Genomic DNA, 14,108 nt, shown 5'->3' on the forward strand with positions numbered 1-14,108 from the left:
CGGATGTGGAGGAGGCACGTATGGAACGTATAGAACGTATGGCGCGGAGATCGCGCTATTCAGCGGACCGGCTGCTCACGGCGCTGCTGGCGGTGGCGCTCCTGCTGGCCGGCTGCTCGTCGTCGGGCTCGCATCCCAAGGACTCGGCCGGGGGTTCCTGCCCCTACACCTTCGCCCTGATCACCCATGGCGACAACGGCAACTTCTGGAGCGTCGTCTACAAAGGCGCCAAGGACGCCGCGAAGGACACCGGCTGCAAGCTCTCCGAGACCTACGGCTCGCAGCAGCAGGGCCAGGCCGAGCCGGACGACAGCGCGGAGAACGCGCAGATCCAGGACGCGATCAACGCCAAGGTGAACGGCATCATCGTCTCCGACCACGCGCCGTCGGTGATGAACGCGACGCTGGCCGCGGCCGCCGACGCCGGGATCCCGGTGGTGCTGGTGAACGCCGGGTGCGACGACGCCGACATCGCCGCCGCCAAGGCCATCACCTGCGTCGGGCAGCCCGAACAGCTGGCCGGTAAGCAGGCCGGGGCGCGGTTCGCCAAGGAGAACGCGTCGAACGTGCTGTGCGTGGTCCACCAGGCCGGCCAGAACCTGCTCGACCGCTGCGACGGCATCGCCCAGGGCCTGGGCGTCGGCGCCAAGTGCGGCACCGGCGACGCCCCGGCGGCCGGTCCGGCGTGCACCGAGCTGATCCTGTCCACCCCGAACGCCGCGTCCAACCCGCAGCAGGCGATCGGGCAGGTGAGCGCCTACCTCCAGTCGCATCCCGGGGTCAACGCCGTGATGACGCTGAACAACGCGATCGGGCAGGCGCTGGTGGTGACCAAGCCGGCGACCGTGAAGATCGCCACCTTTGACCTGTCGCAGGACGTGCAGAACGACCTCCAGGCCTCGCCGCCGACGATGGACTTCGCGGTGGACCAGCAGCAGTACCTCCAGGGCTACCTGCCGGTGCAGTTCCTCTACGTCTACAACAAGCACGAGGGCAACGCGGTCGGTGGCGGCACGACCGTGGCCAGCGGGCCGAAGCTGGTGGACAGCGGCAACGTCAAGTCGGTGGCGGCGGCGATCGCCGCCGGGGATGACTGATGGCGGAGCTGACTGACTTGACGGACCGGGCGGACCGGGCGGACCTGGAGGACCGGGCGGATCCGGCGGACCGGGCGCCCACCGGCGCCGCGGCCTGGCTGGTCAGGGCTCTGCGACGGCCGGCGCTGGGCGCGCTGGTCGGGGCGGTCGCGGTGTTCGTGGTCTTCACCGTCACCGACAGCACCCCGAACCACCTGTGGCTGACCCAGACCGGGTTCCAGGCCTGGGCCCAGCAGGCCGCGTTCTTCGGCATCATGGCGGTTCCGGTCGGGCTGCTGATGATCGGCGGCGAGTTCGACCTGTCGACCGGCGGGATGACGGGTTTCTCGGCCATCATCATGGCGCTGCTGGTCGGCACCGAGCACTGGAACGCGTGGGCCGCGGTCGTGGCGACGTTCGTCTTCGGGGCGCTCGTCGGGCTGGTCAACGGGCTGGTGGTGACGCGGTCGGGGCTGCCGAGCTTCATCGTCACGCTGGCCACGTACTTCGTGTTCCGCGGGCTGAGCGTCGGCGGTGTGCTGAAGGTGAACCACGGCAGCACCTCGATCGGGCTCAGCGGCACCAGCCATCCCGGGCTGGACAGCGCCCGGGACGTGTTCGGCGGCTCGTTCGCGCACAGCGATGCGTTGCGGCAGGGGTATCAGACCGCGATCTTGTGGTTCGTCGGCGTGACGGTGGCGGGCGGGTGGCTGCTGGCCCGGACCCGCTTCGGCAACTGGGTGTTCGCGGTCGGCGGCGATGCCGACGCGGCGCGCAAGATCGGTGTGCCGGTGGCGCGGACGAAGATCCTGCTGTTCATGGGGACGTCGACGGCCGCGGCGCTGGTCGGCGTGATCTCCTTCTCGCAGACTCGCACGGCCGTCTCGGAGCAGGGCGTCGGATACGAGTTCTACTACATCATCGCCGCGGTGGTCGGCGGCTGCCTGCTGACCGGCGGGCACGGTTCGGTGCTCGGGGCGGCGCTGGGGGCCTGCATCATCGGGATGGCGTTCCAGGGCGTGATCTATTCCGGCTGGGACAGTTCGTGGAACTTCACGTTCCTCGGCGTGATCCTGTTCCTGGCGGTGGCCGTCAATACTCTGACTTACCGGCGAGCGATGAGGGCGCGCGGATGAATGAGCGGGCGCCGCTTTTGGAGGCGGAGTCGGTCGGGAAGTATTTCGGGAGCGTGCAGGCGCTGCACGGCGTCTCCTTGTCGGTGCGCGCCGGGCAGGTGACGTGCGTGCTCGGGGACAACGGCGCCGGCAAGTCCACGCTCATCAAGATCCTGTCCGGCGTGTTCCCACCGGACGCCGGACAGGTACGGGTGGACGGTGCGCAGGTGCGGTTCCACAGCCCGCGCGAGGCCCGCGCCGCCGGAATCGCCACGGTGTTCCAGGACCTGGCGATGGTGCCGCTGATGGCGGTCTGGCGGAACTTCTTCCTGGGGTCGGAGCCGACCCGGGGCTGGGGGCCGTGGCGGCGCTTCGACGTGGCCGAGGCGCGGGAGCGGACGCGGGCCGGGCTGGCCGCGATGGGCATCGCGATACGCGACCCGGACCAGCCGGTCGGCACGCTCTCCGGCGGGGAGCGGCAGTCGGTGGCGATCGCCCGGGCGGTGCACTTCGGAGCCAGGGTGCTGATTCTCGACGAGCCGACGTCGGCACTGGGCGTGAAGCAGGCCGGGGTGGTGCTGCGGCGGGTGGCGCAGGCGCGGGAGCGGGGGTTGGGGGTGGTGTTCATCACTCACAACCCGCATCACGCGTATCCGGTCGGGGACCGGTTCGTGGTGCTGCACCGGGGGCGGCTGTTGGGGGACTACGCGAAGGAGGAGGTCACGCGGGAGGAGTTGGTGCGGTTGATGTCCGGCGGGGCGGAGCTGGAGGCGCTCGGGCACGAGTTGGAGCGGGTGCCGGGGATCGACGTGGGGGAGGGGGAGGTGAGGAATCCGGGGTCTGCGACGGTTGACCGCGTGGCGTCCGGGCAGAAGGCAGGACTCGAAGCGGAACCCGACCCGGAAGCGACCGCGCCGGAGCGGTCCGCACGGGAGACTCCCGATGCCGCTGACGAATCCGCGTCGGAGGTGCGGGCGGCGCGCCGGCCTTTTGATGGATCGCTCGATGGATCGTTTGGCGGATCGCTTGGCGGATCGCTTGAGGGACCGCTCGACGGACCGCTCGATGGACCCGGGACCGATCCGCCACCGCCGGCTGAAGCGCTCGACGAACACAGCTGATCGAAGGACCTGTCATGCCCCTGCCATTGCCTCGGCCGATGACCCTTGGCGCGATCCGCGTCGCTCGGGAGGCCGCCACGTTGATTCGGCGCTCTGCGCAACCTCGTCGGCTGCGGCTTCGGCCGTTCGCGGCTGATTCGGATTCTGATTTGGGTTCTGATTCGGGGGCGGGAGCGGATTCGGGCGAGGGGGCGGGTGTGGGGGCTGGTCCGGGTGCGAGGTCGGCTGCCGGTGCCGATTTGGTGGCCGGTATCGATCCGCGGGTGGAGCAGCTGGTGCGCTCCTGGCTCAAGGCCACCCACTCCGACCACGCGGTGGTGGGGGAGGAGGACGGCGGCCTGGAGGAGATGGACCTGTCGCGGCCTACGTGGTTCATCGATCCGGTGGACGGCGCGACCAACTTCGTGCGCGGGATCCCGCACTGCGCCTGTTCGCTGGCCTTCTGGGACGGTCAGCGGCTGGCGCTGGGGGTGGTGGCGGACGTGGCGCGTCGGCGGATCTACTGGGCCGAGGCCGGGCGCGGCGCGTACGAGGGGCACCGGCGGCTGCGCGCCTCGCCGGTGCGGCGGCTGGACCGGGCGGTGCTGGCGACGGGGTTCCCGCCGACCAGGGCGTTCGATCCGGACGACAACTTGGCGGAGTTCTCGTCGGTGCTGCGGCGGTCGAGGGATGTGCGGCGGACCGGGAGCGCGGCGATCGATCTGGCGTGGGTCGCGGCCGGGCGGCTGGATTGCTATTGGGAGCAGCGGTGCGGGCCGTGGGATTGGGCGGCCGGGGTGTTGTTCGTGCGGGAGGCCGGGGGGAAGGCGACGACGTATGCGGGGTTGGAGTGGCATCCGGGGGATGCGGATCTGGTGGCTTCGAACGGGCCGGTGCATACGGCGTTGATCGAGTCTTTTGTGGATGCGCGGGTGGGGGCCGGGTTCGGGGTGCGGCCGCCGCAGGTGAGGGTGGGGAACGGGGCGGGGCTGGGGAATGGGGCGGGGGCTGCGAGGAAGAACGCGGATGCTGAGGACCCGGATGGGCGGTCGGGGTCGTCAGGTCGGTAGCTCTCGCAGTTTGCGGATGGGCGAGGGGAGTATGCACAGGACCGCGAGCGTGGAGCCGATCGTCGAGATCCACAGGGAGCTGCGGACTGAGACGGCTGAGGCCAACCAGCCGCCGGTGAGCGCGCCGATCGGTCGGATGCCGTAGTTGACGGTCTGGAGGACGCCGGAGATGCGCGAGCGGAGCGTGTCGGGCATGACGGCGGTGACGTAGGCGCCGGCCGAGGTGTCGAGGACCATGATCGCCATGCCGGTGAGGAACTCGGTGGCGAACAGCATCAGCACTATGACGCCCTTGGGCCCGGCGGCGAGCGGGACGAGCGCGTGGGGCGCGGCGAACGCTACGCAGCCGACGACGATCGAGGTGCCGATACCGATCCGCGCGACGACGCGGCTGGTCAGCGTCGCGCCGACCAGCCCGCCGACGGCGCCGGCGCCGAGGACGAGGCCGAGGAGGCCGGGAGAGATGTGGAGGTAGGTGACGGCGTAGAGGACGAAGAGGGCTTGGAAGATGAAGTCGAAGAAGTTGAGGACCGCGACCGCGCCGAGGAGCGCGCGGATGCCGGGGGTGCGGAGGACCCAGGTGAGGCCACTGAGATAGCCGGCGGCTCCTTTTTGAGGTCGTTCAGGGGCCGGCTCGACGGGGGAGATGCGGCTGAGGGCGAGGGCCGAGGCCAGATAGCTGAGGGCGTCGGCGACGAGGGCGAAGGGGGCTCGGCAGAGCTGGACCAGGAGCCCGCCGAGGCTGGGACCGCTGCAATAAGCGAAGGCGCGGCTGCCGTTGTTCCACGCCGAGGCTTCGACGAGGTCCTTGGGCGGGACCATGGCGGCGAAGAGGGTGTTGTCGGCGACGGAGAAGAAGACTTGGAGGACGCCGATGAGGAGGGAGGTGATGAGGAGCTGGGCGAGGGTGAGGACGCCGAGGGCGTAGGCGAGGGGGATGGAGGCCACGGCGGCGAAGCGGCCGAGGTCCGCGATGAGCATGATTTTGCGGCGGCTGGGGCGGCGGTCGGTCCAGATGCCGATGGGGATGGAGAGGAGGAGGGCGGGGATCATCGGGGCGGCGGTGAGCCAGGCCATGGTGGTGGGGGTGGCGGTGAAGAGGAGGATGGCGGTCAGGGGGAGGGCTATGCGGTGGATTTCGTCGCCGGTGAGGGAGATGGTGTGGCCTAGCCAGAAGCGGCGGAAGGTGGGGTTTTGGGGGGTTGGGGGGTGGGGGTGGGGGAGGCGGATGTGGATGTGGATGTGGAGGTGGGATTTTTTGGGGAGGTGGAGTTTTTTGCTGCGGTGGAGCTTTTTGGGGTGGTGGAGCTTTTTGGGGTGGTGAGGGTGGTCGGGAAGACTGGTTGTGGGGTTTTCGGCCGAGTCTTTGGTGGCTTTGGTGGTTTTGGAGGTGGTGGCGGCGCTCATGAGGCACTGCCGTGTTGGGGTTCGGTGGGGTGGGTCGGTGATGGTGATGGTGATGGCGAGTCTGGGGCGGTGAGCCCTTCGGCCGCGTGGTCCTTTCGGAACGCGATCCGCAGCAAGTGCACCAGTTCGGCGCCCTCAGGCCGGGTCTCCGGCGCGACGTTGCGTGTGTAGAAGGGCTGGACCAGCTTGTCGAAGGCGTCGTAGAGACCGGTGAGTTCGTCAGGGGTCAGATAGAGGAGGAGGTCGCCGAACTGCTCGGCGTCCTGCCACTCGGGAGACAGCCGGTCTGTGGTGCGTAGGGCACGCGCCAGGTGCTCGAAGTATTGGCCTGCCAGATACACGCGCAGGTCGGTCGCGGCGGCGGCGGCCGCGGGTTCCAGTCCGCGAGGGACGTCGGTGAATTGGGTGGTGGCTCGCCATGGCTTTTGACGCCCTGGGCCTGGGACTTCTTCGACGATGCCGTACTTGGCGAGCATTCGTAGGTGGTAGCTGCAACTGGCTACTGATTCGCCGGTGAGTTCGGCGGCGCGGGTGGCGGTGAGGGGGCCTTCGGTGCGGAGGAGGCCGACCAGGGCCATGCGGGTGTGGTGGGTGTAGGCGCGGATTGCTTTGGGGTCTGTTAGGCGGAGGACGTCTGGGTCTTCATGTTCGTGGGCTGAGGTGGGCATGTTTCTAAAGGTAGCTTTCTAAAGGTTTGCTTGCAAGGGAACCTTTAGGTGGGGTGGGGTGGGGTGGGGGAAAGTCAAAAGCCAGTCAAAAGCTGGGTAAAGCAGGCGCCTCCGGCGGGGGCCTCGGATCCCTCGGGGAACTGGCGCCGGCTCCATAGGGGGGTAGCTGCTAGTCCCTGCGCTGGCGGTTTGTGAGGTGGGGGTTCGTTCCCCTCGCTCACGTCGGCAGCCCTACGGGTACAGCGCCGCCGCCCGGGTGTAAAGTCCATGCCCTCACCTTTGAGACCATGTTTTGCAGTTAGGCGTGCATGAACTTGACACCCGGGCGGCGGCGCTGTACCCGTAGGGCTGCCGACGTGAGCGAGGGGAACGAACCGAAAACCCAGGCAGGGGACTGACAATCTCGGCGGCCAAGGTGGGGGAGGGGGAGTGCGGCCGCCGGTTCGGATCTCGATGGTTCCGGGAGGGCCGGTTTGGGAGTGCGGCCGCCGGTTCGAGCCTCGATGGTTTGGGATGGGCGGTTTGGGGGTGCCGCCGCCGGTTCGAGTCTCGGATGTTGCCGGGTGGGTGGACCGGGCGCCGGTTCGCGTCTCGATGGTGGTCGAGTGGAGTGCGGCCGCCGGTTCGAGTCTCGGGCATGGTCGCATGGTCGAGTGCGGCTGCCGGTGTGGGTCTCGGGTGGTGCTGGGTGGGGGCGCGTCCGCTGGTGCGAGTCTCTGTGGTGGCCGAGTGGGGAGTGTGGCCGTCGGTCGAGGCGTCGAGATTCTGGGCAGGCGGTATTGTCGGCGGCCGGTCGGGGCTTGGGCGCGTGGTTCGGGGTGTGCGGCTTTGGCCTTGGGGCGGGCTGTTTTGGGTGCGGGTGTTGGTATCAGGGGCCTGGGTGCGCCTGATCTGGGCCTGGGCTAGCTGTCCTCGAAGTCTGTCACGTCGACTCTGAAGGGGGCCTCGCCGAACAGTGCTACTGCTGCGCGGTAGCCGGCTGGGACTTCCACTGGGGCTACGCGGTGGCGGTGGGGGGCTGCTGGTTCTACGCAGGCGACCAGGTCGCGTTGGAGGACGGCGGCGCGGGTGTTGGCCCAGCCGACGCCGCCGGCTACTTTTGCGGCGGCTTCTTTGCGGGTCCAGAGGCGGGCGTAGCGGTCGGTTTGTTCCAGGAGGTCGTGGCCGCCTGCTACGTAGCGGGCTTCGAAGGGGAGGAAGTAGGTTTCGGACATGTCGACGGGGTTCAGGCCTTCGGCCAGTTGGCGGACGTCCACGCCGACGGTGCGGCGGGGGGTTATGGCCAGGAGGGCGAGGTTGCCGTCGTGGGCCAGGGAGGTGCGGGGGCCGTCGGAGAGTTCTGGTTTGCCGTTGGGGTCGGCGGTGAAGGTGAGGGATTCGGGGGTGGTGGTGAGTTCGTGGGCGAGGATCAGGCGGCGGGCGCCGTGGGCCACTAAGTAGCGGAGGCGGTCGCGTTCGCGGAGGAAGTCGGCGGCGTGCAGGCGCTCGGTGTCGTCGAGCAGGTCCAGGTAGCGTTCCGCCGTGGTGGTGGCGGTCTCGGTGCGGATCACCCATACCTTGACCCGGTCGGTCATGGGCGGACCGCCTGGTGGGTGGCGGAGTCCCGGGTGGGCTTCGGCGGCACGGCGTTGTGGGTCCCCATGGACTTCAATTTTCCGGGGGTGGGCGCTCCAAACCGTGCTGGCCGGGGGCTTTCCCGGGGGGATGTCGGTACGTCGCAATAGTCTTGTTCTGATGTCTCTCTCAGGGTGTGATGATTCCGGTCGGGCTGATGCGCTGGCCGCTACCGAGCGGTGGTTCGTTCGGGCCGGTATGCCGCATTTCGTCGAGGATCGCTTTGACGTCGGGCTGCCCCGGGTGCTGCGTCCCTTCGCCGCTGTGCTGGAGTTGTCGCGGCTGGGGCTGATGCTCGGTTTCTGGACGGTGCGCCGGGTGATCGCCGAGGCGCGGGAGATGGGGCATCTGGCGGTCCGGGCGTTGCCGTTGCTGGCGCTGTTCGGCATGGTCATCTTTTTCACTGCCGACTTCTGGCAGGTGGCGGCCGCGTTGGACTCCGGCTGGCTGTGGGTGACGGCGGCCTTCTTCGTGCTGCTGATCCAGGCGTTTCTCATTGCCCGGCTGCCTGAGGAGTTCGGGACGTTGCCCAAGGCGTGCGCGCCGGAGCGGATTCGGGCCAGCTGTGCCGCGACGCCCTTGGCGGAGTTCGCGCTGACCGGGGCCGAGTTGGACGCGGATCCGGTGCTGGGGCCGGCCCAGCGCCGCAACATGTTCGTGTATCTGCTGCTGAGCCAGACCATTCAAGTCAGTCTGCTGAGTTGGATGGTCTTCTTCTTCTACGTGGTGTTCGGCGCCATCGCGATCCGTCCGGAGGTGCTGACGGAGTGGTTCAAGCACCCGGTGCCGGACGCGCGCCTGCTGGGCGTGCGCGTGCCCGGCGTCAGCAGCGAGCTGCTGCACTCGGCGGTGCTCCTGGCCGGTCTCAGTGCTCTGTATTTCGCGATCACGGCGCTCACCGACGCCGCCTACCGGCGCGAGTTCTTCGACCGGACGCTGGCCGAGCTCGACCGGGCCATCCACCTGCGCGCCGCCTACCTCACGGCGCGCCGCCGGTCGTGACCACGATCTTGCCGACCTGCGCGTTGGATTCCAGGTGGCGGTGCGCCGCGACGATGTCCTCCAGGGCGAAGACCCGGTCCACCACGGGTTCGAAGGCGCCAGCCCGGAGTCCGGAGCCGATGAACGCGACCGCGCGACGTAGACGCTCGGGGTCGCCGGTGATCTCCAGCATCGTGTAGGAGCGGATGTTCAGCGCCGGCAGGCCCAGGTCGAGGCCCGGGTAGGGGGTCGGCTCGCCGCTCAGGCCGCCGTAGACGACGAGCGTGCCGCCGGGTGCGACCAGGCGGGACAGTGCGGTGATGCCGGGTCCGGCGACGGCGTCCATGACCAGGTCGACGCCGCGTCCGTCGGTGGCGTCCAGTACGCGCGCCGCGACGTCCTCGGTGTCGGTGACCACGACCTCGGCGGCGCCGTGCTTCAGCAGGAAGTCGCGCTTGGCGGCGGTGCGGGTCAGCGCGATCGGTATGGCGCCGATCCGGTTGGCGACATCGATGATGGCCAGTCCGCTGCTGCTGGAGGCGGCGTTCAGCAGGATGGTGTCGCCGGGTCGCAGACCCGTGGTTTCGACGAGTGCGCCGTAGGCGGTGAGATACGGCATCCACACCGCCGAGCCGCGTACCGGGTCCAGGTTGTCGGGCCGGGGGACCACGGCCGAGGCGGGGACGATGGCGCGGTCGGCATAGACGCCGTAGTCGTTCTGGGAGAAGGCCGGCAGAGTGCTGATGGGCTGGCCGACCCGCAGGCTGCTGACACCGGGCCCGACCGCCTCGACCAGTCCCGAGGCCTCGTTGCCCAGCCGCGCGGGGAAGGCGCGCACCGGGTAGATGTAGAAGCCCGAGCGGAACAGGACCTCGGCGCGGTTCAGGCCGATGGCGTCCACCCGGATCCGCACCTCGCCGGGGCCGGGATCGCCGACTTCGAGGTCTGCCAGGCGCATCACCTCGGGGCCGCCGAGTTCGTGGAACAGCACGGTTCGGGTCATCGCAGTATCCTTCGAGTCGCGGCGATCTTCTGCTCCTCCAGGGGAGCACAGAAGTACGATCGTGGTCAAACTTTGATGGCCGTCGTACTATGGATGCATGGCCCCGAACGACCGCGTCCCCGCGCATCCCGACCCCCGAGACGTCCCGCTCCAGCAGGTCCTGGAGGCGCTCATCGAGCCGGCGCGCCGCAGCATCGTCGAGCAGCTGTCGGTGGGGCCGTCGGACATCGCGTGCGGCGGCTTCGACCTGGCGGTCAGCAAGTCCACCGCGACCCACCACTTCCGGGTGCTGCGGGAGGCCGGGCTGATCCAGCAGTACTACGCGGGCACGTCGCGCATGAACAGTCTGCGCCGCGAGGAGTTCGACGAGGCGTTCCCGGGCCTGCTGGAGGCGGTGCTGTGGGCCTCGGAGCGGGAAGCGGGGCTGCGCGTGCCGGAAGCGCGCCCATGACTTCCCCTGGCGGCCCGCGCCGTCGCCTGCCCGAGCGCCTGCGTCGCGTCGCCGTGCTGGTGCTGGAGGGCGCGAAGCCCCTTGACGTCGGGATCCCCGCTCAAGTGTTCACCACCCGGGCGAGCATGCCCTACGAGGTCCGGGTGTGCGGCGCGGCGGCCGGGCTGGTGACCGGCGGCGACGGCCTCGCGTACCACGTCGCCGACGGCCTCGGCGCGCTGGAGTGGGCCGACATCGTCTTCATCCCCGGCTACCGGTTCCCCGACCGCGACGATCCGCCGGCGGCCGTCGTCGAGGCGTTGCTCGCCGCGCATCGCCGGGACGCCAGGCTCGCCGCGATCTCCACCGGCGCCTTCGCCCTGGCCGCCACCGGGCTGCTCGACGGCAGGCGCGCCACGACGCACTGGCACTACACCCGCGCGCTGGCCCAGAAGTTCCCGCGGATCCGGGTCGACGAGAACGTCCTGTTCGTCGACGAAGGCAGGGTGCTGACATCGGCGGGCGCCGCCTCGGGCCTGGACCTGTGTCTGCACATCCTGCGCGGCGACCTCGGCGTGGCGGCGTCCAACCATGCCGCCCGGCGCCTGGTCGCGGCCCCCTACCGCAGCGGCGGCCAGGCCCAGTACGTGCCGCGCAGCGTGCCCGAGCCGCTCGGCGAGCGGTTCGCCGCGACCCGCGAGTGGGCGCTGCACCGCCTGCACGAGCCGCTCAGCCTGGAGACGCTGGCCCGGCACGCGGCCGTGTCGGAGCGCACCTTCTCCCGGGGCTTCGCCGCGGAGACCGGGCACACGCCGATGCAGTGGATCATGCGGGCCCGCATCGACCTGGCCCGGGAGCTGCTGGAACGGTCCCAGCGGGGCATCGAGCAGATCGCGAACGACGTCGGGCTGGGCACCGGCTCGAATTTGCGGGCGCATTTCCAGCGCATCCTGGGCACCACCCCCAGCGAGTACCGCCGCACCTTCACCCAGGGCGAGTAGCGCCCGGGCCGCGCGTCCGTCCGGTTTCCGCCTCCCGCGATTGGCGGGATCCTTGCGAACCATGGCGCTCGTGCCACGGCCGCGTCCGGCTCCCGCACGCGACGCTAGTGGGGAGACGAGAGACGAAGGGACACAGGACATGACTCGCATTGCCATCAACGGATTCGGCCGCATCGGCCGCAACGTGCTGCGCGCCCTGCTGGAGCGGGACAGCGACCTCGAGATCGTCGCGGTCAACGATCTCACCGAGCCGGCCGCGCTGGCCCGGCTGCTCGCGTACGACACCACCGCGGGCCGGCTCGGCCGCCCGGTCGCCGTCGAGGACGACACGCTCGTCGTCGACGGCCGCCGGATCAAGGTGCTGGCCGAGCGGGAGCCGGCCCGGCTGCCGTGGGCCGAGCTCGGCGTCGACATCGCGCTGGAGGCCACCGGCCGCTTCACCGCCGCCAAGGCCGCGAGCGCCCACCTCGACGCCGGGGCCCGGAAGGTCCTGGTCGGCGCGCCCTCGGACGGCGCCGACGTCACCATCGCCTACGGCGTCAACACCGCGGCGTACGACCCGGCCGCGCACACGATCATCTCGAACGCCTCGTGCACGACCAACGCGCTGGCCCCGCTCGCCTCGGTGCTCGACGGGCTGGCCGGTATCGAGCACGGTTTCATGACCACGGTGCACGCCTACACCCAGGAGCAGAACCTCCAGGACGGCCCGCACCGCGACCCCCGCCGGGCCCGGGCCGCCGCGGTCAACGTCGTGCCGACCACCACCGGCGCGGCCAAGGCGATCGGCCTGGTGCTGCCGAACCTCGAAGGCCGCCTGTCCGGCGACTCGATCCGGGTGCCGGTGCCGGTCGGCTCGATCGTCGAGCTCAACACCACGGTCGCCCGCGACGTGACCCGCGACGACGTGCTGGCCGCGTACCAGGCCGCCGCCGAGGGCCCGCTCGCCGGCGTCCTGGAGTACTCCGAGGACCCGCTGGTGTCGTCCGACATCGTCGGCAACCTCGCCTCGGCGATCTTCGACTCGGCCCTGACCCGCGTCGACGGACGGCACATCAAGGTGGTCGCCTGGTACGACAACGAGTGGGGCTTCTCCAACCGCGTGATCGACACGCTGGAGCTGATCGCGGCGGGGTGAGCGGTGACGGAATGACGGACTGACGGAATAACCGAACCGCCTGGCGGCCGCGCGCCGTCGGGCGGTTCTCGCGTACCGGCCGCTCGTGCTTCGGCAGCTCCTGCTTCAGCCGCCCTTACTTCAGCAGCTTCGACATCCGCCGGTCGGCCAACGGCTTGCCGCCGGTCTGACAGGTCGGGCAGTACTGGAGCGAGGAGTCGGCGAACGACACCTCCCGGACGGTGTCCCCGCACACCGGACACGCCTGCCCGGTGCGGCCGTGCACCCGCAGCCCGGACTTCTTCTCCGACTTCAGCTCCTTCATCGGCAGCCCGCGCGAGCGCTCGACCGCGTCGCCCAACGTGTCGAGCGTGACCTGGTGCAGCGCCGCCACCTCGGCCGGCGTCAGCTTCGCCGCCAGCTTGAACGGCGACATCCGCGCGGCGTGCAGGATCTCGTCGGAGTAGGCGTTGCCGATGCCCGCCAGCACGCTCTGATCGCGCAGCACGCCCTTGATCTGCCGCCGCTCGCCCGCCAGCAGCCGCGTCAGCTCCTCGACGGTGAACTCCTCCGAGAAGGGGTCGATGCCCAGCCGCGCGATCCCCGGCACCTCCGCCGGATCCCGCACGACGTAGACCGCGAGCCCCTTCTTGGTCCCGGCCTCGGTGACGTCGAACCCGGACCCCTCCGGCTCCGCCATCCGCACCCGCAGCGCCAGCGGCCCCTTGCCGGGCCGCGGCGGCTCGGCGGGCAGCTCCTCGCGCCACCGGATCCAGCCGGCGCGCGCCAGGTGGATGACCAGGTGCACGTCCCCGACGCTGAAGTCGAGGAACTTGCCGTGCCGCCCGACCCCGGTGACCTCGGCGCCGACCAGCGCCGACAGCGGCGGGTCGTAGGTCTTCAGGGCCTGGACGGCCACGGGTGTCGCCGCCGCGACGGCGTGGCCGGACAGGTGGCCGTCGAGGAAGGCCGCGAGGGCTTCGACTTCGGGCAGTTCGGGCATGGAGCAAGTCTGCCCTGTTCGGGGGGCGGACGCTCGTGGGGCCGGCTCGGTCGGCCCGGCCCTCCGACGTCAGCGCGGTTCTACGGCGTCGGCCCGGCCCTCCTGCGTCAGCGCGGTTCTGCGGCGCCGGCACGGCTCTCCGGCGTCAGCGCGGTTCTGCGGTGTCGGCCCGGCCTTCCGGTGTCGGCCCGGCCTTCCGGCGTCAGCCCTGCCCCTGCACCATCAGCTTGAACTCGTCCAGGCTGATGCGGCCGTCGCCGTCGGCGTCGCCGCCCTGGATCCGCGCGGCCGCCTCGGCCTCGTCGACCTGTTCGCCGAGCTCGCCGAGCGCCGCGCCGATCCCGGCGGCGGTGATCTGGCCGTCGCCGTCCTCGTCGAACATGCGGAACAGCGCCTCGGCCGTGGGCTCCTCGTCCTGAGCCATGCGAGCCACCCCTCTCGTTCAGTGATCTGTCCGCGCCACGCTAGCGCGCCGCCCACTCCGGGGGTGAATTCGGCGTCGCGACACGGGCGGTTCAGTGGT

13 protein-coding genes and 1 pseudogene are annotated in these 14,108 nt (G+C 70.3%); 8 read left to right on the top strand and 6 right to left on the bottom strand.

The window, feature by feature from the left end:
• Positions 1-20 precede the first annotated feature (20 nt).
• The 4 genes and pseudogenes from ABD481_RS31195 to ABD481_RS31210 all read left to right on the top strand — a co-directional run bounded on the left by ABD481_RS31195 (position 21) and on the right by ABD481_RS31210 (position 4,361).
• The gene (locus ABD481_RS31195; protein ID WP_344669389.1) at positions 21-1,097 is read left to right on the top strand and encodes a substrate-binding domain-containing protein; all 1,077 of its coding nucleotides are present in this window, start codon (positions 21-23) and stop codon (positions 1,095-1,097) included.
• The gene (locus tag ABD481_RS31200; RefSeq protein ID WP_344669390.1) at positions 1,097-2,212 is read left to right on the top strand and encodes an ABC transporter permease; all 1,116 of its coding nucleotides are present in this window, start codon (positions 1,097-1,099) and stop codon (positions 2,210-2,212) included. The genes ABD481_RS31195 and ABD481_RS31200 overlap by 1 nt, the downstream gene beginning before the upstream one ends.
• Positions 2,209-2,994: pseudogene (locus tag ABD481_RS31205) on the top strand (ATP-binding cassette domain-containing protein); the annotation flags it as partial. The gene ABD481_RS31200 and the pseudogene ABD481_RS31205, both read left to right, overlap by 4 nt.
• Before the next feature lie 356 nt (positions 2,995-3,350).
• Positions 3,351-4,361 carry an inositol monophosphatase family protein gene (locus ABD481_RS31210; protein WP_344669391.1) on the top strand — a complete coding sequence of 337 codons (1,011 nt, stop codon included), beginning with the start codon at positions 3,351-3,353 and terminating at the stop codon, positions 4,359-4,361.
• Here ABD481_RS31210 and ABD481_RS31215 read toward each other — a convergent pair.
• The 3 genes from ABD481_RS31215 to ABD481_RS31225 form a co-directional block, all read right to left on the bottom strand.
• Complete coding sequence (locus ABD481_RS31215) at positions 4,350-5,768, bottom strand: MFS transporter (protein ID WP_425559335.1); 1,419 nt, start codon at positions 5,766-5,768, stop codon at positions 4,350-4,352. The genes ABD481_RS31210 and ABD481_RS31215 overlap by 12 nt on opposite strands.
• Positions 5,765-6,346, bottom strand: coding sequence for a helix-turn-helix domain-containing protein (locus ABD481_RS31220; protein WP_344669392.1), 582 nt, complete (start codon positions 6,344-6,346; stop codon positions 5,765-5,767). Before ABD481_RS31220 ends, ABD481_RS31215 begins: the two co-directional genes overlap by 4 nt.
• A 992-nt stretch (positions 6,347-7,338) precedes the next feature.
• Entirely contained in the window at positions 7,339-8,010 is a 672-nt protein-coding gene (locus ABD481_RS31225; RefSeq protein ID WP_344669393.1) for a 4'-phosphopantetheinyl transferase family protein, read from the bottom strand.
• A gap of 160 nt (positions 8,011-8,170) precedes the next feature.
• Between ABD481_RS31225 and ABD481_RS31230 the strand changes: the two genes are divergently transcribed.
• A complete protein-coding gene (locus ABD481_RS31230) occupies positions 8,171-9,052 on the top strand; it encodes a hypothetical protein (RefSeq protein WP_344669394.1) in 882 nt (293 codons plus the stop codon).
• Here ABD481_RS31230 and ABD481_RS31235 read toward each other — a convergent pair.
• Complete coding sequence (locus tag ABD481_RS31235; RefSeq protein ID WP_344669395.1) at positions 9,030-10,034, bottom strand: zinc-dependent alcohol dehydrogenase family protein; 1,005 nt, start codon at positions 10,032-10,034, stop codon at positions 9,030-9,032. The two genes, ABD481_RS31230 and ABD481_RS31235, sit on opposite strands and share 23 nt — an antisense overlap.
• A gap of 97 nt (positions 10,035-10,131) precedes the next feature.
• Here ABD481_RS31235 and ABD481_RS31240 point away from each other — a divergent pair, with 97 nt between their 5' ends.
• From ABD481_RS31240 to gap, 3 genes are all read left to right on the top strand, one after another.
• On the top strand, positions 10,132-10,485 hold the full coding sequence (locus ABD481_RS31240) for an ArsR/SmtB family transcription factor (RefSeq protein WP_344669396.1): 354 nt from the start codon (positions 10,132-10,134) through the stop codon (positions 10,483-10,485).
• A complete protein-coding gene (locus ABD481_RS31245) occupies positions 10,482-11,465 on the top strand; it encodes a GlxA family transcriptional regulator (protein ID WP_344669397.1) in 984 nt (327 codons plus the stop codon). The genes ABD481_RS31240 and ABD481_RS31245 overlap by 4 nt, the downstream gene beginning before the upstream one ends.
• Before the next feature lie 139 nt (positions 11,466-11,604).
• Positions 11,605-12,603, top strand: coding sequence for a type I glyceraldehyde-3-phosphate dehydrogenase (gap, locus tag ABD481_RS31250; protein WP_344669398.1), 999 nt, complete (start codon positions 11,605-11,607; stop codon positions 12,601-12,603).
• A gap of 115 nt (positions 12,604-12,718) precedes the next feature.
• On the opposite strand, the gene ABD481_RS31255 is transcribed toward gap, so the two are convergent.
• Together ABD481_RS31255 and ABD481_RS31260 are read right to left on the bottom strand one after the other, a co-directional pair.
• Positions 12,719-13,585: an Fpg/Nei family DNA glycosylase gene (locus ABD481_RS31255; protein WP_344669399.1), complete on the bottom strand. Its 867-nt coding sequence runs from the start codon at positions 13,583-13,585 to the stop codon at positions 12,719-12,721.
• 202 nt (positions 13,586-13,787) lie between these two features.
• A complete protein-coding gene (locus ABD481_RS31260; protein WP_344669400.1) occupies positions 13,788-14,009 on the bottom strand; it encodes an EF-hand domain-containing protein in 222 nt (73 codons plus the stop codon).
• Positions 14,010-14,108 lie beyond the last annotated feature (99 nt).

The organism is Catenulispora yoronensis (assembly GCF_039531695.1).
GTDB lineage: Bacteria > Actinomycetota > Actinomycetes > Streptomycetales > Catenulisporaceae > Catenulispora > Catenulispora yoronensis.

What these genes read in the sequence shown, in the direction of transcription:
- ABD481_RS31195 (WP_344669389.1), top strand. Translation starts at nt 21, where the DNA reads ATGGAACGTATAGAACGTATGGCGCGGAGATCGCGCTATTCAGCGGAC.
- ABD481_RS31210 (WP_344669391.1), top strand. Translation starts at nt 3,351, where the DNA reads ATGACCCTTGGCGCGATCCGCGTCGCTCGGGAGGCCGCCACGTTGATT.
- ABD481_RS31260 (WP_344669400.1), bottom strand. Translation starts at nt 14,009, where the DNA reads ATGGCTCAGGACGAGGAGCCCACGGCCGAGGCGCTGTTCCGCATGTTC.
- gap (WP_344669398.1), top strand. Translation starts at nt 11,605, where the DNA reads ATGACTCGCATTGCCATCAACGGATTCGGCCGCATCGGCCGCAACGTG.
- ABD481_RS31215 (WP_425559335.1), bottom strand. Translation starts at nt 5,768, where the DNA reads ATGAGCGCCGCCACCACCTCCAAAACCACCAAAGCCACCAAAGACTCG.
- ABD481_RS31255 (WP_344669399.1), bottom strand. Translation starts at nt 13,585, where the DNA reads ATGCCCGAACTGCCCGAAGTCGAAGCCCTCGCGGCCTTCCTCGACGGC.
- ABD481_RS31235 (WP_344669395.1), bottom strand. Translation starts at nt 10,034, where the DNA reads ATGACCCGAACCGTGCTGTTCCACGAACTCGGCGGCCCCGAGGTGATG.
- ABD481_RS31225 (WP_344669393.1), bottom strand. Translation starts at nt 8,010, where the DNA reads ATGACCGACCGGGTCAAGGTATGGGTGATCCGCACCGAGACCGCCACC.
- ABD481_RS31220 (WP_344669392.1), bottom strand. Translation starts at nt 6,346, where the DNA reads ATGGCCCTGGTCGGCCTCCTCCGCACCGAAGGCCCCCTCACCGCCACC.
- ABD481_RS31245 (WP_344669397.1), top strand. Translation starts at nt 10,482, where the DNA reads ATGACTTCCCCTGGCGGCCCGCGCCGTCGCCTGCCCGAGCGCCTGCGT.
- ABD481_RS31240 (WP_344669396.1), top strand. Translation starts at nt 10,132, where the DNA reads ATGGCCCCGAACGACCGCGTCCCCGCGCATCCCGACCCCCGAGACGTC.
- ABD481_RS31230 (WP_344669394.1), top strand. Translation starts at nt 8,171, where the DNA reads ATGTCTCTCTCAGGGTGTGATGATTCCGGTCGGGCTGATGCGCTGGCC.
- ABD481_RS31200 (WP_344669390.1), top strand. Translation starts at nt 1,097, where the DNA reads ATGGCGGAGCTGACTGACTTGACGGACCGGGCGGACCGGGCGGACCTG.